Here is a 22910-nt window from a genome sequence, read left to right as displayed (position 1 = left end):
TGAGGGGGAGTCAAATGAAAAACCAATGGATTCACACCTTTTCAGGCACAGTAAAGGTGAAGCTGACAGGAAAGGGAATAGAAAGATTCCTGAACCAGCTGACGCGCAATGGTGTATCAATCTGGAATGTTAAAAAGCATGGGTCTGAAGCGGTCACTTTTTTCGTCAATCTGCAGGATGTAAATAAACTGAGGGTGCCTGCGAGGGAGAGCAATTGTAAAATCAGATTTCTGGAGAGGGCGGGCGGCCCTTTCTTTTTAAAGAAATTATGGACAAACAGTGGATTTTTAGCAGGAGCAATCTTATTTATTGTATTGATCATGATTCTATCGAACATGGTTTGGGGTATAGAGATAAAAGGGGCAAGTCCCGCAACGGAACATCAAATTCGTAAGGAATTGGACAGGATGGGAATAGGCGTTGGCAAAATGCAATTTTCCATTGATAATGTGGAAAGTATCCAGAAGGAACTGACAGATAAGGTTGGTGCCCTGACATGGATAGGCGTGGAACTGAAAGGGACCACCTATCATTTTCAGGCTGTCGAGAAAAGTGAACCGGAAAAAGGGGAAGTGAATGGTCCCAGGCATCTGGTGGCAAAAAGGAAAGCAGCTATCGTCAAAATCTTTGTGGAAAAAGGCGATCCGGTTGTGGAAGTGAATGATTTCGTAAAGCCCGGCCAGCTCCTTGTTTCTGGCTTATATGGAAATGAGGATAATCCGAAAGTTGTGGCCGCCACAGGGGAAATTCTCGGCGAGACATGGTATTCAACCAAGGTGGAACTTCCATTAAAGAGTACATTTCAGGTCTATAATGGCAACGAGAAAAGAAGATTTTTTCTAAAAGTAGCAGGAAAAGCGATGCCTGTCTGGGGTTTTGGGAAAAATGAATTCAAGGAGTTTGAAACAGAAATCTCTGAGCAGCCTGTAAGATTTTTTAAATGGGAGCTTCCTGTCATGATTGAAAAAAAGACAATCAGGGAGCGCGAGCAAGTTACACGCATCTATACCAGGAAAGAAGCAATTGAAAGTGCAAAAGAACTTGCAAGAAAGGATATAAAAAACTCTATCCCTGAAAATGCTATCATAAAAGGGGAAAAAATTTTACATCAGTCAATTGAGAATGATAAAGTAAAACTAATCACACATTTTACAATCGTTGAAGATATTGCAGAAGGACAACCAATTATTCAAGGAGACTGAGAATGACAGAGGACCTAAAGACGACTGAAATACAACTAGCGAACCCAAATGAGGCCGTTTCATTATTCGGCAATGCAGATATGAATTTGAAATTGATTGAACAGGAGCTTCATGTTTCGATTGTGACTCGTGGCGAGTCGATGGGCATCTCGGGCCCTGATGAACAGGTCGCGCTGGCCCAGGCTGTTCTGGAGAATCTCCTGGCAGTGATCCGAAAAGGAATAAGCGTTAGCCAGAGAGAGGCCGTTTACGCCATTCAAATGGCTGAAAAAGGAACTCTGGAATACTTCAAGGATCTATACGATGAAGAAATCAGTAAAAATGTAAAAGGGAAGTCCATAAGAGTCAAGACACTTGGGCAAAGGCATTATGTAAATGCCATTAAGAGCCGTGACCTTGTATTTGGCATCGGGCCAGCTGGTACTGGCAAGACCTATCTTGCGGTTGTCATGGCTGTCACAGCCCTGAAGAATGGAACGGTGTCAAAAATTATATTAACAAGACCAGCGGTAGAGGCAGGAGAAAGTCTGGGCTTCCTTCCAGGGGATTTGAAGGAAAAGGTTGATCCATACCTCCGCCCGCTGTACGATGCCTTGCATGATATCCTGGGGACTGAACATACATCGCGTTTGATTGAAAGAGGAACGATTGAAATTGCGCCTCTTGCCTATATGAGGGGAAGGACTCTTGATGACGCTTTTGTCATTCTTGATGAAGCGCAGAACACGACCCAGGCTCAGATGAAGATGTTCCTGACCCGTCTTGGGTTTGGATCCAAAATGATTATCACAGGTGACACATCCCAGATCGATTTGCCAAAAGGAGCAAAATCGGGCCTTGTTGAGGCAGAAAATGTGTTGAAGAACGTCTCTGGGCTCGCTTTTGTACATTTGGAACAGGCAGATGTCGTCCGTCATCCGCTTGTCGGACGAATTATAGAAGCTTATGGAAAAAATGAATAATAACCATGTCCGCTCCATGAAGAAATGAGAGCGGACTTTTGTTTGGGCAAAAAAACATCTGAAAACCTTTTGACAGAGGCTGCCTTTAAATAGAGGTGAAACTTTAGAGAAAAACTGATATGATGGTACATAATGTTAGGTGAATTTCCCAGTTATTCTCAAACAAGCTCTATTCGTTCATTTATAAAAATTAGTAATATTTCACTTTGAGAAATGTCTAGCCTAAGCGCATGGCCGTTCTTATCCACGAAAGTGCTTGTAAGCTTAAACAGTTTGAGGCACTATCCAGCTGCTTTTTTCGGCCGTCGATGAAGTCAAAAAACGGCTTCACTGCCAGCCTCGACCTAAGATGTGCAGACATGCCGCCTTCGATGCGGCGTTATTGAGGTTCACGCTTATCGTGGTTAACCTGGGCGCTTGTACTTTTCTTATAGGAGGGTTGGGAATGGAAAAGCTGCAGGTCCAATTGACTGCCATATTGAACTTGCTGAATATCAAGATTTTTCGGGTGTTGTTATTTTTTCTGATTGGAATTGTTATGTACTCTGCAATGTATAGCAATGTAAAGCCTGAGAAACTTGACCTCAAGTTATTCTCTGTGGCAGAGCAAACAATCCGGTCGCCTATTACGATTGAGGATAAAGAAAGTACAGAAGCAAATCGGAGGGAAGCTGTCGAACAGGTAAAGGATGTCTATCGGGTGAAAAGGGAATATACCCAGAACAGGGTAGATTTGGTCACTTCAATTTTTGGTTCAGTATCGGAAGTCAACGCTGAAGCGCAGGAAGAGATTGAACAGCAGAAAAAAACAGCTGCCGAGGGAGATGAAGAGGCTGTTTCATCACCGGATGGACTAACTATTGAGGAGAAACTGGCAAAGTTAAAAACGAAATTGACCGATAGTGAGACGAAGAGTCTTTCTGATGAGGTTTTTATAGCCTTGCTGCAAGCTCCGAATGGAGATTTGCAAACAGCCAGGGACCTTACTGTCACAGCGATAAATAATACGATGAAGCACAGTGTTCCCGCAGATGAAGTGGAGAATGCGAAATTAAATGTAGAGGAAGAATTAAAGTATACCAGTTTAAGCGGCAGTTTAAAAAGGGCGGTCATAGAAATCGGCCGTTATGCCGTGGTCCAGAATGAATTCTACGATCCCGAAGCTACTGAAGACTTGCGTCAGCAGGCAATGGACAGTGTTGAACCAGTAAGGATTCTCGAAGGGCAAATAATAGTGGATGAAGGACAGTTGATCAGCAGGGATATCTATAAAAAACTACAGCTTGTCGGGCTATTGGAAAGTGAAAATTCCTTTAAGCCATTCATCGGGCTGGCAATGATTGTGGCATTGATCCTGTTTGGCCTATATGTCGTTTTTAACGAAATGGAGAACGCTGATAAAAAACAAAAGAACCTTTTGATATTCAGCATTATTTTTATCACTTCGATTTTATTGATGAAGCTGGTCAGTCTGTTCGACGAATTCGAGTATTCGGAAATTGGCTATATATTCCCTGCAGCAATGGGAGCAATGTTGATTAAGATTCTGATTAATGAAAGGCTTGCCTTATTGCAGGTGGCCATCCTTGCGGTCACTGGCAGCATTATTTTTAATGAAGGCATAACTGGAACACTGAATGTCTCGCTTGGAATTTATATTTTGATGAGCGGTCTGGCTGCTATCCTGTTTTTGCAAAAACAGAATCGAAGATCAAAAATCCTTCAGGCAGGTTTATTTGTATCGGTGGCCAATTTGATTGTCATCCTTTCGGTCCTGTTCCTTAGGAATAGCCAATATTCTGGTTTAGAATACGGGTTTTATATTACTGCCGCATTCGTATCCGGAATAGTTTCTGCTGTATTGACGATTGGCTTACTGCCATTTTTTGAAGCAGGATTTGGCATTCTTTCAACTCTAAGGCTGATTGAACTTTCCAATCCGAACCATCCGCTTTTAAGAAAGATCCTTACTGAAGCTCCAGGAACATATCACCATAGTGTCATGGTAGCTAATTTATCAGAAGCAGCATGTGAGGCAATAGGGGCGAATGGACTTTTAGCCAGGGTTGGATGCTATTATCATGACATCGGGAAGACAAAACGCCCGCAATTTTTTATCGAGAATCAAATTAATATGGATAATCCTCATGATAAATTGCCGGCTTTGACAAGTAAAAATATCATCATCGCCCATGCTGCAGATGGAGCGGATATGCTGAGAAAACATCGGATGCCTAAGGAAATCATTGATATCGCCGAGCAGCACCATGGTACCACTTTACTGAAATTCTTTTATTATAAAGCCAAACAAAATGGCCATGAGGTAGCAGAGGAGGATTTCCGCTATCCAGGACCAAAGCCTCAAACAAAAGAGTCTGCGGTTATCGGGATTGCAGACAGCGTTGAGGCAGCCGTACGTTCGATGAACCACCCTACACATGAGCAAATTGAAACATTGGTTGATAATATTATCAGGGACCGTCTTCAAGACGGGCAGCTAAGTGAGTGTGACATTACTCTTAAAGAGCTCGACACGGTTGCTGATACTCTTTGCGAAACATTAAAGGGGATATTCCATTCCAGAATCGAGTATCCAGAAATGAATAAACAGAAGGTGAAGCAGGCATGAATTTAGAAATCGACTTTTTGGATGAAACAAATGAATTATCAAAAGAAGAAGCAGAAGAAATTGAAAAGCTTTTGAATTATGCTGCTGTAAATGAGAATGTCCAGGGAGGAAGCGAGCTTTCTGTGACATTTGTATCAAATGAACGAATTCAGGAAATCAACCGGGAATATCGTGATAAAGATCGTTCGACGGATGTCATCTCCTTTGCCATGGAGGAAATTGGAGAAGGTGAAATCGAAATCATCGGGGAGGAAATTCCTCGTGTGCTTGGCGATATCATCATTTCCATTCCAAAGGCCAGGGAGCAGGCAGAGGAATATAACCATTCCTTCATGAGGGAACTGGGGTTTCTAGCGGTCCATGGATTCCTGCATTTATTAGGCTATGATCATATGAATGAACAGGATGAAAAGAAAATGTTTGACAGGCAAAAGGATATACTTGAAGGATATGGCCTTGGACGCTGATAATCGGAGGAAGCACCCCTTAGCTTCCTCCTTCAAATTTGGTTTCGAAGGAATCGCCACAGCTGCAGCCAGGGAAAGAAATGTGCAAATCCACGCTGCAATTTCTGTTATAGTCATCATATCCGGATTCTTTTTTTCAATTAACAAATTCGAATGGATTGCAATCATTCTGTGTATTGGCGGAATGATTTCGATGGAAATGATGAATACAGCAATTGAAAGAACGGTTGATATGTATACAGAGGAGTTCCACCCTCTAGCAAAACAGGCGAAAGATATAGCTGCCGGTGCGGTCCTTGTTTTTGCAATCGCCAGTGTCATCATCGGTATGATTATATTTCTGCCAAAAATTTCAGCCTGGTTGAGTTAGTTGTCCTGAATGGGCAACTTTTCTTTTTTGTAGGCTCTTTTCTCAAACTTTGTTGCTATTGACTGCAAAAAAGGATGGGATTAACTAAGTTTCTTCACAACATTAACGCTTATTATGAGAAAAGGGCTTGCCAACTTACTACCGGCCTGCAAAATGGCTTTTATCACGTGAACAACAATCTTTTCGAACAGCCTTTTTGTAAAACTCCTGACTGATATAGGTCACATAATGGAAAGGACAAGAGTTAAAACCTCCATACATGTTTGACCCGATTTGAAAACAGGAAGAAACTTAAGTAAAATATCATCACAGTGTAGAAACAGTGCTTGTATGTTTTTAGAAAATTTAAAAATTTAATATTTCATTTTTGCTACAAACAATGAAATGACACTGAAAATAAGTTAAAATAAAGTGGAGAAGGGAATTACAGGAATGAACTCAAATAACCAGGATCTCAACAACAAACAGCACAAATCAGGATTCATATCAATAATCGGAAGACCTAATGTAGGAAAGTCAACCTTTCTTAACCGTGTAATCGGGCAAAAAATTGCAATCATGAGCGATAAGCCGCAAACGACAAGGAATAAGGTTCAGGGAGTTTTGACCCTTGAGGATTCTCAGTTGATCTTCATCGACACTCCAGGAATTCATAAACCCAAGCACCGTCTCGGGGATTTCATGATGAAGGTAGCGCAAAATACGTTAAAAGAAGTCGATCTCGTTTTGTTCATGGTCAATGCGCAGGAAGGATATGGGCGCGGGGAAGAATTTATCATTGAGAAACTGCAAAATGTAAAGACACCTGTTTTCCTTGTCATCAATAAGATTGACCTGATTCATCCTGATCAATTATTGGCACTGATCGAGTCCTACAATGAAAAATTCGATTTTGAAGAAGTCGTGCCAATTTCGGCTTTGGAAGGCAACAATATCGAAAGGCTGCTTGAACAAATCAAGGAAAAAATGCCGGAAGGCCCGCAGTTTTATCCAGCGGATCAGGTAACCGACCATCCGGAACGTTTCATCGTTTCCGAACTGATCAGGGAGAAAGCATTGCACCTGACTAGGGAAGAAATACCTCATTCACTTGCTGTCGTTATCGAGAAGATGGAACGCCAGCCTGAAAAGGAAATGGTGCATGTAATGGCAACAATCATTGTCGAGAGGGATTCCCAAAAGGGCATTATTATAGGCAAACAGGGAAGTATGCTAAAGGAAATTGGCAAACGGGCCCGACATGATATCGAGAATCTGCTTGGTTCAAAGGTGTTTTTGGAGTTATGGGTAAAGGTACAGAAAGATTGGAGAAATAAAGCCACTCAGCTGAGGGATTTTGGTTTCAGGGAAGATGAATATTAGGCCTGTTTGGCAAATGCTCCATCCATAACATATTAAGGGTTTCCAAATATTATTCATAAATAGAATTTACAATTTTTGCGTAACATGAAAATCTGCTCGGCAGGCCATGATATTCATAAGGATTTGGGATAGATAAAATTGCTAGTGAAAATATGAAAGGTGGGGTTTTCGATGTTGGATTTTACCTGGAAGGTTTTTTCGCAAACAGGTAACATTGACACGTATCTTCTCTTTAAGGAATTAGAGAAAGACAATCAAGAAATACCCGGTTATTCGGAGGAAGAACTAGCAGAAATTGATTTTCCAATCTCATAGGTTTGTCTGTAGTAATGGATGGTGACAGAGGATGCTGCAGAAATGCGAAGGCATTGTCATTAGAACGACTGATTATGGCGAGAACAATAAAATTGTAACTTTATATACCAGGGAATTCGGAAAAGTTGGTGTGATGGCAAGAGGTGCGAAAAAGCCCAGCAGCAGGCTTTCTGCCGTCACCCAGCTTTTTACGTATGGTTACTATCTTTTTCAGGCAAGTTCAGGGCTGGGCGGACTGCAGCAGGGAGACATGATATCTTCCATGCGGTCAATACGCGAGGACATTTTTCTGACGGCCCATGCCAGTTATATTATTGATTTGACGGATAAAGTGACAGAGGATAAAAAATCAAATCCTTTTATGTTCGAACTCCTTCTTCAGACCCTTAATTATATGAATGAAGGTTATGATATGGAAATTCTCACGTTTATCTATGAAATGAAAATGCTCAATGTCCAGGGTTTGTATCCGGTTTTGGACAGGTGTACCATTTGCGGAAACACCGAAGGAGAGTTCCACTTTTCGATTAAAGAAGGTGGGCTCCTTTGTCACCGATGCTTTGAGACAGATCCTTACAGAATCAAAATTTCTCCGGGGACAGTAAGGCTGCTGCGCTTATTTTATCTGCTGGACCTTAGCCGACTGGGAAATATCTCAGTAAAGCCGGAAACAAAGGCTGAATTAAAAAAAGTCATCACAGCATACTATGATGAATATTCAGGGCTATATTTAAAAACAAGAAAATTTCTGGATCAAATGGATTCCTTCAGGGATCGCCTATAACTATTGACATTGCTGAATCTTTTCGCTATTATTCAAAACAAAAGCTTTTTCTGATTTTTAATGACAATTACATAATGTTGCTGTGAAGGAAAAGAGTACTTAAATCACTCTGCATTAGCGAGTCCGGGTATGGTGTGAGCCGGATGGCAGAAATTAAGGAAGGCATTCTGGAGCGACATCATTTTTAAAGAGGCTGCTTTCTGGCAGCAAATAGGGTGGAACCGCGGGTAAACTCTCGTCCCTATGCATGAAATCGATGCATAGGAGGCGAGAGTTTTTTTGATTTTAAAATAAGGCTGTTTCGTAAAGATTGTTGTTAACGTGATAAAAGACAGTTTGTAGGTCGGTACTAAGTTGGCAAGCTCATTTCTCCTAATAAGCGTTGATTTTGTGAAAAAACTTAGGTAATTCCATCATATTTGTGTAGTCAGTAGCAACCAAGTTAGAGAAAAAAGACCCAAATAATCATATCTTTAATAAATGGAAAAATTCGGAGGTGTAAAGATGAATATACAAAATATGATTTTAACATTGCAAAAACACTGGTCTGAACAAGGCTGCATCTTAATGCAGGCTTATGATACCGAAAAAGGTGCAGGAACGATGAGTCCATATACATTTTTACGTGCGATTGGACCTGAACCTTGGAATGTTGCTTATGTAGAGCCGTCACGCCGCCCGGCAGATGGCCGCTACGGCGAGAACCCTAACAGGCTCTATCAGCATCACCAATTCCAGGTAATCATGAAGCCATCTCCAGATAACATCCAGGAAATTTACCTGGATTCCCTGAAAGCGTTGGGAATTGATCCAATCGAACACGATATTCGCTTTGTTGAGGATAACTGGGAAAACCCATCCCTTGGCTGTGCTGGCCTTGGCTGGGAGGTATGGCTAGATGGCATGGAAATAACACAGTTCACGTATTTCCAGCAGGTTGGCGGTCTAGACTGCAAGCCAGTTTCCGTTGAGATCACATACGGAATCGAACGCCTGGCATCTTATATCCAGGATAAAGAAAATGTTTTCGACCTTGAGTGGACAAACGGTTTTACAGTAAGAGATATATTTGGCCAGCCTGAATATGAGCACTCCAAGTATACATTTGAAACTTCTGACAAGGATATGCTGTTCAACCTTTTCAACATTTATGAAAAAGAAGCGAACCGCCAGATGGATGAAGGGCTTGTCCATCCTGCATATGATTATGTTCTCAAGTGTTCCCATACTTTTAACATTCTTGACGCACGAGGTGCCATTTCCGTAACGGAGAGAACAGGATATATTGCCCGCATACGGAACCTTGCCAAAAAGGTTGCCAAAACCTTCTATGAAGAAAGAGAAAAACTGGGCTTCCCAATTATAAAAAGGAAGGAGCAGGTGGAAAATGACTAAACGGAATTTATTGCTTGAAGTGGGTTTGGAAGAAATGCCTGCAAGATTTATAACTGATTCCATTAATCAGTTGGCTTCCAAAGTAGAGAACTGGCTGAAGACGAATAATATTGGCTACGAAAGCTTAAGCATGTTTTCCACGCCCCGGAGGCTTGCACTGCTTGTTATGAGTGTCGATGAGCGTCAAGAGGACAGCGAGGAAGAAGCAAAAGGACCCGCGAAAAAGATTGCTCTAACGGAGGATGGCGAGTGGTCCAAGGCAGCAATTGGCTTCACACGCGGACAGGGCATGACAGTTGAGGATATTTATTTCAAGGAAATCAATGGCGTAGAGTATGCACATGTGAAGAAATTCATCAAAGGGCAGGAAACCTTTGATTTGCTTGTAGAGTTAAATGCAATCATTACTGGACTGACCTTCCCGAAAAATATGCGGTGGGCAGATCTTGAACTTCGTTATGTCCGCCCGATCAAATGGCTGGTGGCTATGTTCGGCAACGACATCATTCCTTTTGAAATCGCTGGTGTTCAAACAGGCAACAAGACAAGAGGCCATCGCTTTCTCGGGGAAGGGGAAATACAGCTATCTTTCCCGGAGGAATACGAAGAAGCATTATTGGGCCAGTATGTTGTAGCGGATGCCCAAAAACGTAAAGACGCAATCACGTCACAGCTTGAAAAAATCGAGGAAGAAAATGGGTGGGTGATTCCGGTAGATGAGGACCTGCTCGAAGAGGTCAATAATCTGGTTGAATATCCAACCGCATTATATGGACGTTTTGAAGAAGAATACCTTGAAATACCGAGTGAAGTCCTGATCACGTCGATGAAGGAGCATCAGAGATACTTCCCTGTCAAGTCTGCAGACGGCGAGTTGCTTCCTCACTTTCTCACTGTAAGGAACGGTGACCATCTCCATATTGAAAAGGTGGCCCGCGGAAATGAAAAAGTATTAAGAGCAAGATTGGCGGATGCCGCATTTTTCTATAAAGAAGATCAAAAAATGAAAATCGAAGCAGCCCTGGAAAAATTAAAGAACGTGGTATACCACGAAGAAATCGGTACTATTGCTGAAAAATCCGAACGTGTTCGAAAGCTTGCCGGGTTGATCGCTGACAGAGTGGGCTTTGCCCCAGAAATTGCGAAAGCCGCTGACAGAGCAGCAGAAATCAGCAAATTTGATTTGGTTTCACAGATGGTTTACGAGTTCCCGGAACTACAGGGAATTATGGGAGAAAAATACGCTTTGCAAAAAGGCGAAAGCAAGGAAGTAGCAACAGCAATCAATGAACATTATATGCCTCGCAATGCAGATGATTCAGTTCCGGCATCTCCGGCAGGAGCATTGGTTGCAATAGCAGACAAACTCGATACAATTGTATCGTTCTTCTCGCTGGGAATCATTCCTAGCGGTTCACAGGACCCGTATGCTTTAAGGAGGCAAGCGACAGGTATTGTACAGACGCTGATTAAAAAGAAATGGGAAATCACGCTGGAAAACCTTGTCGGCTTATCACTTAATCTTGTTTCCGAGGCAGGAATCGCAAAGCGTTCTGAAGAAGAAGTATATCATGACCTTATCCAGTTCTTTAAGCTGAGAGTTAAGCATTTGCTGCAGGAACGGGAAATCCGTTACGATCTGATTGATGCTGTTCTTGGCGGGGAACTCGGAATTGTTTCCGGACTAATTGAAAAAGCAGATGCACTTCAAGATGCCAGCGGCAGGGAAGGTTTCAAAGAAAGCATGGAAGCATTGAGCAGGGTTCTGAATATTGCCAGCAAGAAAGAAGAGCTTGCGGACATTGATCCGGAACGCTTCGAAAATGAGTATGAGCAAAAGTTATATGAAAAATATCTTGAGCTTGGGAAAAGGGCAGAAGAAGGAATGGATGCAGCTTCCTACTATCAGCTGCTGGCTGACATTAAGCCAGAAATCAATGGTTATTTCGATCATACCATGGTCATGTCCGATAATCAGGAAGTTCGCGAAAATCGCCTGAATCAAATGGCAGCACTAGCCGTCCTGATCATGAAACTCGCCAAGGTAAATGATATTGTAGTAAAGTAAGAAAGCTGATTTAAAGCAGCAATTGAATGTTATGTACATTGTGCCTTCCTTCACTGGAGGGCACTTTAGTAAGTTTTTGATTGGTTGAATCATCAAGATTGGAACCGTCATAAGAACGTTAGAAAGTTCTTTCTTTTGGTTACCTCATGTAGTATATAATAATCTTATTAAGCTTTTTCGAGATTAAATTGTTTTATGTACATAAAACATTCTGCTCAGTCCTTGAATCTGATCCGAATCGAAAAAGCTGTAAACCAAGAATACGGGAGAATCAAAAATTCCCGATGGGTGGTGAGGACAATCGAACTGAATAAACGACAGGAGCAGATCCTGCAAATCGTAAAGGATAATGGACCGATTACCGGTGAGCATATAGCTGAGAGACTGAATCTGACCAGGGCTACCCTCAGGCCAGACCTCGCAATCTTGACGATGGCGGGATTTCTGGATGCAAGGCCGCGAGTGGGTTATTTTTATACAGGGAAATCTGGAAATCAGCTGCTTTCAGAGAATCTGAAAAAAATCCTCGTCAGGGATTATCAGTCTATACCAGTAGTCATCCCTGAAAATGTGTCTGTTTATGATGCAATAGTTGCGATGTTCCTTGAGGATGTAGGCACATTATTTGTGGTAGATAAAGCTTCAAAGCTGGTAGGCGTCTTGTCACGCAAAGATTTATTGAGAGCAAGCATCGGAAAACAGGAACTGTCTACTTTGCCGGTCAATATTATTATGACAAGGATGCCGAATATAACGGTGTGCCGTCGTGATGATCTGCTGATTGATGCTGCAAAGGAATTAATTGAAAAACAGATTGATGCCCTGCCAATCATCAAGGATACAGATGATGGGTATGAGATTGTAGGAAGATTGACCAAGACAAACATTACCAAGGCTTTTGTGGCCTTGGCAGAAGAATAAGAACCAAGACAGAGAAGGGGTTGATTGGGAATGGATAAAACACCTGTTATTTATGTGGTTTCTGACTCTGTCGGCGAGACAGCGGAGCTCGTGACAAAGGCTGCCATCAGCCAATTCGAACATTTGGATGTGTCCTTAAAAAGATTTCCATATGTTGAGGACAAAATACATATTGATGAAGTAATCACAATGGCGAAGCATGATGGCGGAATGATCGCTTACACATTGGTTAAGCCGGAAATAAGCGAATATCTGCTGGAGGCTGCAGGTAAAGAGGGAATATATGCCTGTGATATCATTGGGCCGCTCATGAAGCAAATTCAAGTATTAAGCGGTGAGACACCATTGTATGAACCAGGTCTTGTGCGTAAGCTTGATGAAGATTATTTCAAAAAAGTAGAAGCCATTGAGTTTGCAGTAAAGTATGATGACGGCCGCGATCCAAGGGGCATACTCAAAGCGGATATCGTTTTGGTCGGAGTCTCGCGCACGTCAAAAACGCCTTTGTCACAATATCTTGCCCATAAGCGCTATAAAGTGGCGAATGTTCCGCTTGTGCCTGAGGTGGATCCTCCGGAGGAATTATTTCTTGTTCCAAAAGAAAAGTGCTTCGGCCTTAGGATATCGCCTGATAAATTGAACCAGATCCGACGTGAAAGATTAATATCACTCGGTTTGAACGACCAGGCAATCTACGCGAATATCGAGAGGATTAAAGAAGAAATTGAGTATTTTGATGGAATCGTTGAAAAAATTGGATGCCCGGTCATCGATGTGACCAATAAGGCAGTCGAAGAAACGGCGAATGTCATTCTCAATATGGTCCGCAACAAGTCGATGGACAAATAGCACATATTCTTTATGTGCTTTTCTTTTTTAGTGTTTCAGCCTTTATAGATAAGATAAAATGATGGAAAAATAGGCTATCTTATACTATAATAAAAAATTGTGATAAAAATGTATCTGTTTAGGTTTAGACTTGACAGATTACGAATAAACTATTTATTATCAGTTGTCAAGATGTTGACCGCGAAAAAATTCGACAAAATTCCCTTTTAAAAAATACATTCCTAAGAAGGAATATGCGGAGTGATGTAGAATTAATACTAGTAAAATCAACAGTCAGACTCTTTTTGTGGATGCAGACTCTTGCCCGGTTATTAAGGAAATTGTCGAAATTGCTTCGAAGTTTGCCATCGAAGCTGTTTTTGTGGCTTCATACGCCCATATGAAGAATGATCTTCAAGGGCAGAACTGGGTTTTTGTCGATTCATATAAGGAGGCTGTAGACCTTTATTTAATGAATCACGTTAAGAAAGGTGATTTTGCAGTGACGCAGGACATTGGCCTAGCATCTACACTCATTGCGAAAGGGGTTTACACCATCTCCCCAAGGGGAAGTTTATACGAAGAAAAAGGAATCCAGACAGCGCTTGAGCTAAGATATATTTCTGCGAAAGCAAGGCGCCAGGGATACTATGGGAAAGGACCAAAACCTTTCACTGAAAAAGACAGAGAAAAATTCATAGAGGAATTGAACATGCTTTTGTCGAATTTTAAGATATGTTCAAGGAATCACAACTAATTAGAGGTCATGCATATGGCAGAGAGGATTGCCGAGGAAAAAGTAAATGAAATCCGGCAGGCGGTTGAAATAGTCGATGTCATTGGTGATTATGTCCAGTTGAAAAAGCAAGGCCGCAATTATTTTGGGCTTTGCCCATTTCACGGGGAGAATTCTCCATCATTTTCAGTTTCACCGGATAAGCAGATTTTTCACTGCTTTGGCTGTGGAGCCGGCGGGAATGTTTTTTCATTCCTGATGGATATAGATGGGCTGTCTTTTCAGGAAGCTGCAGTGAAGCTTGCCGAAATGGCAAACATCGAGCTTAAGCTGGAAGGTCACGCGGCGGGCAGGAATCCACAACTGCCTGAAGGCTCAAAGCAAATGATTGAAGCGCATGAACTCTTGCGTAAATTCTATCATCATTTGCTGGTAAACACAAAAGAGGGTCAGGATGCCCTGGAGTATCTTTTAAATAGGGGATTCACCAAAGAATCCATTGATCGTTTTCAAATAGGTTATGCCTTGCCTTCGTGGGATTTTGCAGTAAAACTGCTTGAAAAAAGAGGTTTTACGCTCGGCCGGATTTCGAAGGCAGGACTGGTCATCCAGCGGGAAAACGATGGGACATACTTTGACAGGTTCCGCAACAGAATCATGTTCCCTATCCTGGACCACCAGGGAAATACGATTGCGTTTTCTGGAAGAGCAATGGGGGACGAAGAGCCCAAATATTTGAATAGCCCAGAAACGCAAATCTTCAACAAAAGTAAAATTTTATATAATTTCCACCTTGCGCGCGGCTCGGTCAGGAAACAGCAGCAAGCTGTCCTTTTCGAAGGGTTCGCCGATGTCATCTCAGCTAACCGGGCAGGCGTTGAAAATGGAGTTGCCACAATGGGAACTTCGTTGACAGATGAACACATTTCCTTGCTAAAAAGAAACGTTGAGGCTGTAACAATTTGTTACGATTCGGACAAGGCCGGCATAGAGGCGGCATTCAGGGCCTCAAACATGCTGTCAAAGGCCGGGCTGGCTGTCAGGGTCGCGACGATGCCTGATGGGATGGATCCAGACGATTTCATAAAGGTACATGGTGAGGAAAAGTTCAGAAATGACGTTATAGGCTCCAGCGCCACCTTGATGGCATTTAAATTACTATATTATCGCCGAGGAAAAAACCTTCAGAATGAAGGAGATCGTCTTCAATATATCGAAGAAGTACTCAAAGAGATCAGTACACTTGATAAGGCAGTAGAAAAAGACCTGTACCTGCGTCAGTTGGCAAATGAATTTTCATTGTCACTTGATGCCCTTATCCAACAAATCAACCAGTTGGCACAGGCTGCGGCTCCCAAAAAGCAAAGCCAGCCCCGGGCAGAATCCAGGCCCGCCGTATATTCAAGGAAGGCAGAGCTAAAGCCCGCTTACCACACGGCCGAAAGACGGCTCATCTACCATATGATGAGAGACGCTGACGTCACATATAAGGTTCAGGAGCTGCTTGCAGGGAACATAATGAATATTGATGAACATCAGGCTATTATTACTTATTTATTTGCATACTATGAAAAAGGACATGACCCTGATCCAAGTGCGTTCTTAAATTATCTTCAGGATAATAAGCTAAAAAGGGTTGTTGCTGATATTGAAATGATGCCTCTAAACGAGGAACTCAGCGATCAGGAATTATCTGATTATATCAAGCAGGTCTTGAATTATCAAAAAATGTTAAAAATAAAGGAAAAAATGGCAGAACAAAAACAGGCAGAACGTCAGAATGACTTTTTGCGCGCTGCAGCAATCGCAACGGAGATTATCCAATTGCGTAAGACATTATAGAGCTTATGCTGATTGTTTTTGATTTTTGGAAGGAGGGGGACATATGGCTGAAAAGTCAGCCCGTTCTAAAGAAGTCACTGAAAATGAAGTGACTGTTGAACAAGTGAAAGACCAGTTAACGGCACTGGGCAAGAAAACAGGCGTCCTTGCTTATGATGATATCGCGGAAAGGTTATCAAGCTTTGAATTGGATTCCGATCAAATGGATGAGTACTATGAATTCCTCGGTGAGCAGGGAATTGAATTAGTTGGTGAAAGTGATGAGGAAGAAGATCCGGACATCAAACAGCTTGCAAAAGGCGACGAAGAATTTGACTTGAATGACTTGAGTGTTCCTCCGGGCGTAAAGATCAATGACCCGGTAAGAATGTATTTGAAAGAAATCGGCCGTGTTGACCTTCTTTCCGCCGAGGAAGAAATCAACCTGGCAGAAAGAATCGAACAGGGTGATGAAGAAGCTAAGAGGCGTCTTGCCGAAGCAAACCTGCGCCTTGTTGTCAGTATTGCAAAACGCTATGTCGGCAGAGGCATGCTCTTCCTTGACTTGATCCAGGAAGGGAATATGGGCTTGATTAAAGCAGTAGAGAAATTCGACTACCGCAAAGGATTCAAGTTCAGCACCTATGCTACTTGGTGGATACGCCAGGCAATAACGCGTGCAATCGCTGACCAGGCGAGGACAATAAGGATTCCTGTTCACATGGTCGAAACGATCAACAAATTGATCCGCGTACAAAGGCAGCTCCTTCAGGATTTAGGACGCGAACCAACACCTGAAGAAATCGGTGAGGATATGGACCTTTCACCAGAAAAAGTGCGTGAAATCCTTAAAATTGCACAGGAGCCAGTTTCCCTTGAAACTCCAATCGGTGAAGAGGATGATTCCCACCTTGGAGACTTCATTGAGGACCAGGATGCAACCTCTCCTTCTGAACATGCAGCGTATGAGCTCTTAAAGGAACAGCTGGAGGATGTGCTGGATACTCTTACTGACCGTGAAGAAAACGTCCTGAGACTGCGATTCGGGCTTGATGATGGACGGACCCGCACACTTGAGGAAGTGGGTAAAGTATTTGGTGTCACTCGTGAGCGTATCCGTCAGATAGAAGCCAAAGCTCTGCGTAAGCTAAGGCACCCTAGCCGAAGCAAACGATTGAAAGACTTTTTAGAATAGGATTGCCAAGGAACAATTTACTTTTTAAAATAAAAAGTAAATTGTTCCTTTTTTTAATGAGGCTCTTTTCTGAAACTTTGTTGCTATTGACTATAAAATAGGATGGAATTACATAAGTTTCTTCACAAAACCAACGTTTAATAAGAGAAAAGAGCTTGCCAACTTAGTACCGACCTACAAAATGGCTTTTATCACGTTAAAATCGGCTTTAGGATTTTAGCAACAATCTTTACGGAAATAGCCTTTAATAAAAATCACCAACCAGACGGGAAGTGGCTGCAAATGGATGACCATCGCAGAAAGATTATCACTAATGAGATTCAATACTGGAAACAAAGCAAGCTGCTGCCAGAGCACTATTGTGACTTTCTCTTGAATTTATATACCGAAGGGAGCTTAAATCCGGATTCAAACTTAAAAAATAGGCCAAGCCGTTTGAAGATCATTCAGCTGGCGATGCTTGGATTGTTATCGCTTTCAGTTTTGTTATTTTATTTTACTGAATTGTCGCTTTTTTTGCAAACCGGTCTAATGATATTTTTTGGAGTAAGTTCACTGATAGCAGCTTTTTTTATGCTGAAGAATTCATTATATGACTTAATAGTCCTGCTGTCTTCAGCACTTGTTATTTTAATAACAACAGTTCAGGCAGGGGAATTACTATTCCCAGACGTACCTGCTGTCCTGTATATTATAACGGCGGTCAACTGTTTGTTATGGCTTGCTGCAGGCGCTAAATGGAATTTGGTATCATTCAAAGTGTCAGGGGTGGCTGGATTACTTGTCCTATTAATTGCTATATTCATATAATAATTAAAAATTTAAAAGTTTTAAAATGTTGAGAAAATTGTCTGTTCACCTTTATAATGTAGAATGTAAACGCATTCAATGTCTTAAGGGGGATGGAAATGAATTTTGATTTAACTTCAGAACAATCGATGATTAAGAGAACGATAAGGGAATTTGCCGAGGAAGAAGTTGCTCCCGGAGCAATTGAGAGAGATAAAACCAAAGAGTTTCCGACTGAAATATTTAAAAAGCTAGGTGAATTAGGAATGTTGGGCCTGCCTTTCCCTGAGGAGTATGGTGGAGCAGGCGCAGATACTGTCAGCTTTGCCATAGTCACTGAGGAATTGAGCAAGGCATGTGCATCCACCGGGATTACTTACTCGGCTCATATATCCCTTGGCGGGGCTCCTATCAATCTATTTGGGACAGAAGAGCAGAAACAACAATATCTTACACCAATCTGCTCAGGTGAATCCTTGGGTGCATTTGGATTGACTGAACCGAATGCCGGTTCGGATGCAGGGGGAACACAGACTACTGCAAAAGAAGTGGATGGTGAATACATCATCAATGGCAGCAAGAACTTTATAACCAATGCCAGCTACGCTAAACACCTGGCAATGACTGCAATTACAGCGAATAAGGATGGCAAAAAAGAGATCACCGCGATTATCGTACCCACAAATGCACCTGGCTTCACAGTCATCGATAATTATGAAAAAATGGGCTTAAATGCTTCGAATACCACTCAGCTGGTAATGGAGGATGTGCATGTACCTGTTGAAAACCTGCTAGGGAAGAAAGGTGAGGGCTTCAAGCAATTCCTTGTTACGCTTGATGGAGGCAGAATCGGTATTGGCGCAATGGCAGTAGGTGTTGCACAGGCTGCTTATGAGAAAGCTCTGCAGTATGCAAAAGAAAGACAGCAATTCGGCAGGCCGATATCTCAGTTCCAGGCAATACAGTTTAAACTTGCTGACATGGCAATGAAAATTGAACTTGCACGCAATATGGTATATAAGGCGGCATGGCTGAAAGACCAGGGACGCCCATTCTCGAAGGAAGCTTCCATGTGTAAGCTGTATGCCTCTGAGATTGCGATGGAGGTGGCTGACCAGGCTGTTCAAATCCATGGAGGCTATGGTTATATGCGAGAATACGAAGTGGAGCGCTATATGCGCGATGCGAAGCTCCTTGAAATTGGCGAAGGAACATCCGAAGTCCAAAGAATGGTGATTGCAAGACTAATTGGCTGTTAAAAGGGAAACCTAAAATCAGCTTAAACATCTAAAACTTCATCATTTGATGAAGTTTTTTGTCTAAATTGTGAACAAGTGTGACAAAGTTTGCTTTTTTACTTTCCCTGTAAACGTTTTTCAAGTAAAATAATATCTGTGTGAAATCATTATTTAGTTGATGTTGTACATAAAGGAGGGTATATGATGAATCGAAATCCAATTATCCCGTTTGTATTGATCATGGTAATGGGAATCGGCTTGATGTTCCTGCTTTCTTTCAAGGGCCTGGGTGATTCCAAGGATCTTGCAAAGGAAAAAGAGGGCGGCGGAAAGACTGAAGAAACTGCTGAAGTAAACCCAGAAGAGTTTTATCAGCAGTCATGTGCAGGTTGCCACGGCAACCAGTATGAAGGTGTATCTGGTCCTTCATTAAAGGGTGTTGGCAGCAAGTATTCCAAAGATGAAATCAAGGGCATTTTGACTAACGGTAAAGGCAACATGCCTCCAGGAATGGCTGCTGGCAAGGAAGAACAAATGGCTGAATGGATCACCAAAGAATTGAAGTAATTTTTAAGGGCTCTTTGCTATTGCAGAGAGCCTTTACTATTTTTATATATAAATACATCGCAGCGATCTCTGTTTTCTTTTCGATGATTGGACAAGGGGCATGCGATTTTCATATACTTATAAAAGCAAAATAAGATCTAGTAGGTGACTTGTATGAATGCTGAAAAGCTCTCAGATCGGCTGAATGCCGTTGCAAATTATATTCCCAAGGGGGCAAGGCTGGCCGATATCGGCTCTGACCATGCCTATCTTCCTTGTTATGTTGTTAAAAAGGGTGCTGTGCCAATGGCGGTAGCTGGAGAGGTTGCCAATGGACCGTACCAATCTGCCCTTGAGCAGGTCCAGGAGGAAAATCTGACACAGCAGATTATTGTTCGCAAGGGTGATGGTCTCGAGGTCATTGAGCCAGGAGAAGTGGACTGCATAACGATTGCTGGCATGGGCGGAACATTGATTTCATCGATACTTGAGAAGGGGAAATCCAAGCTTCAAGGTGTAAGCAGGCTGGTTCTGCAACCCAATGTAGGGAGCTTTGCAGTCCGCAGATGGCTGATTGAAAATGGGTGGGAGCTTGCAGCGGAAGAAATACTGAAAGAAGATGGAAAGGTATACGAAATTTTAGTTGCTGAAAAAGGTGAACCGCTCATACCTTATCAACACATCAATCTCGAAAATGGAATCCTGTTTGGCCCATTCCTATTAAAAGAAAAGACGGCTGTATTTAAGGAAAAGTGGAATGCAGAGAAGAATAATTGGCAGCGAATTTTATTGCAGCTTCAAGAAGCTGCACAAAATGAAGATACAGTGAGCAAGAGACAGGAATTAGAGAGGAAAATTAAGATGGCAGAGGAGGCGTTACGTTGAAAAAAGTAAATGGACATGAAGTCATCCAGCTTTTTGAACAATTTTCACCCAAATCCTATGCGATGGAAGGCGATAAGATTGGCCTCCAAATAGGGTCGTTGAACCAGCCAGTCGAGAACGTCTTGTTAACTCTGGATGTTACCGAAGGGGTTGTTGAAGAGGCAATAGCAAAGAATGTCCAGCTGATCATTGCCCACCATCCGCCGATTTTCCGTCCATTGAAAAAAATTGCGACCGACACACCCGCAGGAAGAATGATTGCCAGGCTGATCAAACATGATATCGCAGTTTATGCCGCACACACAAACCTTGATGTGGCTAAAGGCGGCGTGAATGACCTGCTTGCCGATGCACTCGGTCTAATGGATACTCAGGTACTTGTTCCAACTTATGAGGATCAGCTGAAAAAGCTTGTTGTTTTCGTCCCGGAGGAAAATGCTCAGAAGCTTCGTGAAGCCTTAGGAAATGCAGGAGCCGGAGCAATCGGCAATTATAGCCATTGTACATTCTCTGTTTCAGGTAAGGGGCGGTTCCTTCCAGGAGAAAATACCAATCCTCATATTGGCGAACAAGGCAAGCTAGAAGCGGTGAGTGAAGTGCGGATAGAAACAATTTTCCCCCAGAGTATCGAAAAAAAGGTGATCCAGGCTATGATCAAAGTTCACCCCTACGAAGAAGTTGCCTATGATATATACCGACTTGAAAATAGTGGAGAGCAGCTTGGACTCGGAAGGATCGGAAAAGTTGAGGAAACTACTTTGTCAGAATATGCAAAGTTTGTGAAGGGGGCTCTCGGAGTCAATAACGTTCGTGTCGTTGGTGATTTGAATGCTAGGGTAAAAAAAGTAGCTGTCCTGGGCGGAGACGGAAATAAATATTTTTCTCAAGCTAGATTCCGCGGTGCCGATGTTTTTATTACAGGAGATATTTACTATCACACCGCGCATGACGCCCTGATGGATGGATTGAATATGATTGACCCCGGACACAATGTTGAAAAAATCATGAAATATGGAGTCGCCACCGTGATGGAAAGGCTCAGCAAAGAAAAAGGTTATGATGTGAAGTACATTCCTTCAGGAATTGATACAGATCCTTTTACCTTTATCTAAAAAACGAATACGGTTGTGAAGCAATTAAATTGATTTTTCATAGCTGTAAACTTAAATTGGTCCATAGCTATTGTGATTCAGTTTCAGCCGATGACGCAGAGGAGTTACATCAAACCTGCGAACTGAAAAATCGGATGCAGGAACAGCAGAGTTCAGCATGAAACTATAGAGCGGGATTAAAATTTTTTACCGTAAAGCACCAGCCTTATAAAAAAAGCAGCCTGAATTCTTCAGGCTGCTTTCCTATTACACACTTGCCTCAGTCTTTTTCACCTTTGGCAGGATTTTATGAAGTGGCACTTTCTTCTCTTTAATCCAGGTTGTTTCGATATCCTTATCAAACTGTTCGAGGAAGGTTATAACCTCTTTTGTAATCGGTGTCGGAGTCGATGCACCAGAAGTGACGGCTACAGTTTCCGCGTCTTTGATCCAGTCGATTTCCAGCTCGGTGATATCTGCGATACGATAAGCTTTAGTGCCCGCTATTTCTTCGGATACTTGTGCAAGGCGGTTAGAGTTGTTGCTCTTAGGGTCTCCCACAACAATAAGGACATCCGCTTCCTTAGCCTGTTCTGCTACTGCCTCCTGGCGAACCTGTGTTGCCATGCAGATTTCTCTGTGAACCTCGGCATGAGGATACTTTTCTTTCACCTTATTCATAATGTCGGCAACATCCCACTGGCTCATTGTTGTCTGGTTAGTGACAACCAACTTTTCAGCCTGTAAATTCAGTGCTTCCACATCTGCTGCCGTCTCCACCAGATGGACGATACCCGGGGCAACTCCTACTGCACCCTCTGGTTCCGGGTGGCCTTTTTTACCAATGTAAATGACTTCGAAGCCCTCTTTTTCTTTTTCACGGATCAGGTTATGGGTATTCGTTACGTCCGGACATGTAGCATCGATAGAAACAAGCCCTTTTTTCTTAGCGAGCTCCCTGACTTCTGGTGAGATTCCATGGGCAGTGAAAATAACTGTCCCGCCTTCCACCTTTTCGAGGATTTCCCTGCGGTTATTTCCATCCAGTGTAATGATGCCTTCTTCTTCAAAGGCATCTGTAACATGCTTATTATGGACAATCATCCCAAGTATATATATAGGACGCGGCAAGCTTTTATCCAATGCAGCATTGCGTGCAATGACCATTGCGTCGACAACACCATAGCAATAGCCGCGTGGTGATATTTTAATTACCTTCATTGAGTCATCCTCCTAAGAATACCTCTGATTCTTTCTTTTATTATATAAAACTTATAGAAAGATTACAAAAGTGGATTCCCGGAAG

Annotated in this window: 21 protein-coding genes and 1 other annotated feature; of the genes, 20 read left to right on the top strand and 1 reads right to left on the bottom strand. The window is 42.4% G+C overall.

Annotated features, from left to right (window positions below):
* Positions 1 to 14: 14 nt before the first annotated feature.
* From yqfD to B5X77_RS20570, 20 genes are all read left to right on the top strand, one after another.
* Complete coding sequence (yqfD, locus tag B5X77_RS20665) at positions 15 to 1202, top strand: sporulation protein YqfD (RefSeq protein ID WP_079509794.1); 1188 nt, start codon at positions 15 to 17, stop codon at positions 1200 to 1202.
* A 2-nt stretch (positions 1203 to 1204) separates the two neighbouring features.
* Complete coding sequence (locus B5X77_RS20660; protein WP_079509793.1) at positions 1205 to 2164, top strand: PhoH family protein; 960 nt, start codon at positions 1205 to 1207, stop codon at positions 2162 to 2164.
* Positions 2165 to 2609: 445 nt separating this feature from the next.
* Positions 2610 to 4793: an HD family phosphohydrolase gene (locus tag B5X77_RS20655; RefSeq protein WP_079509792.1), complete on the top strand. Its 2184-nt coding sequence runs from the start codon at positions 2610 to 2612 to the stop codon at positions 4791 to 4793.
* Positions 4790 to 5260, top strand: coding sequence for an rRNA maturation RNase YbeY (gene ybeY / locus B5X77_RS20650; protein WP_079509791.1), 471 nt, complete (start codon positions 4790 to 4792; stop codon positions 5258 to 5260). Before B5X77_RS20655 ends, ybeY begins: the two co-directional genes overlap by 4 nt.
* Positions 5244 to 5630, top strand: coding sequence for a diacylglycerol kinase family protein (locus B5X77_RS20645; RefSeq protein WP_079509790.1), 387 nt, complete (start codon positions 5244 to 5246; stop codon positions 5628 to 5630). The genes ybeY and B5X77_RS20645 overlap by 17 nt, the downstream gene beginning before the upstream one ends.
* A 432-nt stretch (positions 5631 to 6062) precedes the next feature.
* On the top strand, positions 6063 to 6992 hold the full coding sequence (gene era, locus B5X77_RS20640; protein WP_079509789.1) for a GTPase Era: 930 nt from the start codon (positions 6063 to 6065) through the stop codon (positions 6990 to 6992).
* 171 nt (positions 6993 to 7163) lie between these two features.
* The gene (locus tag B5X77_RS20635; protein WP_079509788.1) at positions 7164 to 7307 is read left to right on the top strand and encodes a YqzL family protein; all 144 of its coding nucleotides are present in this window, start codon (positions 7164 to 7166) and stop codon (positions 7305 to 7307) included.
* Positions 7308 to 7338: 31 nt separating this feature from the next.
* On the top strand, positions 7339 to 8091 hold the full coding sequence (recO, locus tag B5X77_RS20630) for a DNA repair protein RecO (protein WP_079509787.1): 753 nt from the start codon (positions 7339 to 7341) through the stop codon (positions 8089 to 8091).
* A 73-nt stretch (positions 8092 to 8164) separates the two neighbouring features.
* Positions 8165 to 8337, top strand: a binding site (T-box leader).
* 258 nt (positions 8338 to 8595) lie between these two features.
* Positions 8596 to 9486: a glycine--tRNA ligase subunit alpha gene (glyQ, locus tag B5X77_RS20625; RefSeq protein ID WP_079509786.1), complete on the top strand. Its 891-nt coding sequence runs from the start codon at positions 8596 to 8598 to the stop codon at positions 9484 to 9486.
* Positions 9479 to 11554, top strand: a complete 2076-nt coding sequence (glyS, locus tag B5X77_RS20620) for a glycine--tRNA ligase subunit beta (protein ID WP_079509785.1) — start codon at positions 9479 to 9481, stop codon at positions 11552 to 11554. The genes glyQ and glyS overlap by 8 nt, the downstream gene beginning before the upstream one ends.
* A gap of 288 nt (positions 11555 to 11842) precedes the next feature.
* Positions 11843 to 12475, top strand: coding sequence for a helix-turn-helix transcriptional regulator (locus B5X77_RS20615; protein WP_079510331.1), 633 nt, complete (start codon positions 11843 to 11845; stop codon positions 12473 to 12475).
* Positions 12476 to 12505: 30 nt separating this feature from the next.
* Positions 12506 to 13324 carry a pyruvate, water dikinase regulatory protein gene (locus B5X77_RS20610; RefSeq protein WP_079509784.1) on the top strand — a complete coding sequence of 273 codons (819 nt, stop codon included), beginning with the start codon at positions 12506 to 12508 and terminating at the stop codon, positions 13322 to 13324.
* Positions 13325 to 13610: 286 nt separating this feature from the next.
* Positions 13611 to 14060: a YaiI/YqxD family protein gene (locus B5X77_RS20605; RefSeq protein ID WP_079509783.1), complete on the top strand. Its 450-nt coding sequence runs from the start codon at positions 13611 to 13613 to the stop codon at positions 14058 to 14060.
* A gap of 15 nt (positions 14061 to 14075) precedes the next feature.
* Positions 14076 to 15881: a DNA primase gene (gene dnaG / locus B5X77_RS20600; protein ID WP_079509782.1), complete on the top strand. Its 1806-nt coding sequence runs from the start codon at positions 14076 to 14078 to the stop codon at positions 15879 to 15881.
* A 43-nt stretch (positions 15882 to 15924) separates the two neighbouring features.
* Positions 15925 to 17055, top strand: coding sequence for an RNA polymerase sigma factor RpoD (gene rpoD, locus B5X77_RS20595; protein WP_079509781.1), 1131 nt, complete (start codon positions 15925 to 15927; stop codon positions 17053 to 17055).
* A 282-nt stretch (positions 17056 to 17337) separates the two neighbouring features.
* Entirely contained in the window at positions 17338 to 17865 is a 528-nt protein-coding gene (locus B5X77_RS20590) for a hypothetical protein (protein ID WP_079509780.1), read from the top strand.
* A 98-nt stretch (positions 17866 to 17963) separates the two neighbouring features.
* On the top strand, positions 17964 to 19103 hold the full coding sequence (locus tag B5X77_RS20585) for an acyl-CoA dehydrogenase family protein (RefSeq protein WP_079509779.1): 1140 nt from the start codon (positions 17964 to 17966) through the stop codon (positions 19101 to 19103).
* Between the two features lie 183 nt (positions 19104 to 19286).
* Positions 19287 to 19649, top strand: a complete 363-nt coding sequence (gene cccA, locus B5X77_RS20580; RefSeq protein ID WP_079509778.1) for a cytochrome c550 — start codon at positions 19287 to 19289, stop codon at positions 19647 to 19649.
* A 153-nt stretch (positions 19650 to 19802) separates the two neighbouring features.
* Positions 19803 to 20513 (top strand): tRNA (adenine(22)-N(1))-methyltransferase, encoded by a 711-nt coding sequence (locus B5X77_RS20575; RefSeq protein ID WP_079509777.1) that lies wholly within the window; start codon positions 19803 to 19805, stop codon positions 20511 to 20513.
* Positions 20510 to 21625, top strand: a complete 1116-nt coding sequence (locus B5X77_RS20570; RefSeq protein ID WP_079509776.1) for a Nif3-like dinuclear metal center hexameric protein — start codon at positions 20510 to 20512, stop codon at positions 21623 to 21625. The genes B5X77_RS20575 and B5X77_RS20570 overlap by 4 nt, the downstream gene beginning before the upstream one ends.
* 246 nt (positions 21626 to 21871) lie before the next feature.
* Here B5X77_RS20570 and B5X77_RS20565 read toward each other — a convergent pair whose 3' ends face one another.
* A complete protein-coding gene (locus B5X77_RS20565; protein WP_079509775.1) occupies positions 21872 to 22825 on the bottom strand; it encodes a 4-hydroxy-3-methylbut-2-enyl diphosphate reductase in 954 nt (317 codons plus the stop codon).
* Positions 22826 to 22910: the final 85 nt, after the last annotated feature.

The sequence above is a fragment of the Mesobacillus jeotgali genome (assembly GCF_900166585.1).
GTDB classification, from domain to species: Bacteria; Bacillota; Bacilli; order Bacillales; family Cytobacillaceae; genus Mesobacillus; species Mesobacillus jeotgali_A.
The sequence above is the reverse complement of the archived record's forward strand: the minus strand, read 5'-3'. Positions and strand labels throughout refer to the sequence as shown.

What these genes read in the sequence shown, in the direction of transcription:
- era (WP_079509789.1), top strand. Translation starts at nt 6,063, where the DNA reads ATGAACTCAAATAACCAGGATCTCAACAACAAACAGCACAAATCAGGA.
- cccA (WP_079509778.1), top strand. Translation starts at nt 19,287, where the DNA reads ATGAATCGAAATCCAATTATCCCGTTTGTATTGATCATGGTAATGGGA.
- glyS (WP_079509785.1), top strand. Translation starts at nt 9,479, where the DNA reads ATGACTAAACGGAATTTATTGCTTGAAGTGGGTTTGGAAGAAATGCCT.
- B5X77_RS20565 (WP_079509775.1), bottom strand. Translation starts at nt 22,825, where the DNA reads ATGAAGGTAATTAAAATATCACCACGCGGCTATTGCTATGGTGTTGTC.
- B5X77_RS20585 (WP_079509779.1), top strand. Translation starts at nt 17,964, where the DNA reads ATGAATTTTGATTTAACTTCAGAACAATCGATGATTAAGAGAACGATA.
- B5X77_RS20655 (WP_079509792.1), top strand. Translation starts at nt 2,610, where the DNA reads ATGGAAAAGCTGCAGGTCCAATTGACTGCCATATTGAACTTGCTGAAT.
- B5X77_RS20660 (WP_079509793.1), top strand. Translation starts at nt 1,205, where the DNA reads ATGACAGAGGACCTAAAGACGACTGAAATACAACTAGCGAACCCAAAT.
- B5X77_RS20610 (WP_079509784.1), top strand. Translation starts at nt 12,506, where the DNA reads ATGGATAAAACACCTGTTATTTATGTGGTTTCTGACTCTGTCGGCGAG.
- recO (WP_079509787.1), top strand. Translation starts at nt 7,339, where the DNA reads ATGCTGCAGAAATGCGAAGGCATTGTCATTAGAACGACTGATTATGGC.
- B5X77_RS20635 (WP_079509788.1), top strand. Translation starts at nt 7,164, where the DNA reads ATGTTGGATTTTACCTGGAAGGTTTTTTCGCAAACAGGTAACATTGAC.
- rpoD (WP_079509781.1), top strand. Translation starts at nt 15,925, where the DNA reads ATGGCTGAAAAGTCAGCCCGTTCTAAAGAAGTCACTGAAAATGAAGTG.
- glyQ (WP_079509786.1), top strand. Translation starts at nt 8,596, where the DNA reads ATGAATATACAAAATATGATTTTAACATTGCAAAAACACTGGTCTGAA.
- B5X77_RS20575 (WP_079509777.1), top strand. Translation starts at nt 19,803, where the DNA reads ATGAATGCTGAAAAGCTCTCAGATCGGCTGAATGCCGTTGCAAATTAT.
- ybeY (WP_079509791.1), top strand. Translation starts at nt 4,790, where the DNA reads ATGAATTTAGAAATCGACTTTTTGGATGAAACAAATGAATTATCAAAA.
- B5X77_RS20645 (WP_079509790.1), top strand. Translation starts at nt 5,244, where the DNA reads ATGGCCTTGGACGCTGATAATCGGAGGAAGCACCCCTTAGCTTCCTCC.
- B5X77_RS20590 (WP_079509780.1), top strand. Translation starts at nt 17,338, where the DNA reads ATGGATGACCATCGCAGAAAGATTATCACTAATGAGATTCAATACTGG.
- yqfD (WP_079509794.1), top strand. Translation starts at nt 15, where the DNA reads ATGAAAAACCAATGGATTCACACCTTTTCAGGCACAGTAAAGGTGAAG.
- dnaG (WP_079509782.1), top strand. Translation starts at nt 14,076, where the DNA reads ATGGCAGAGAGGATTGCCGAGGAAAAAGTAAATGAAATCCGGCAGGCG.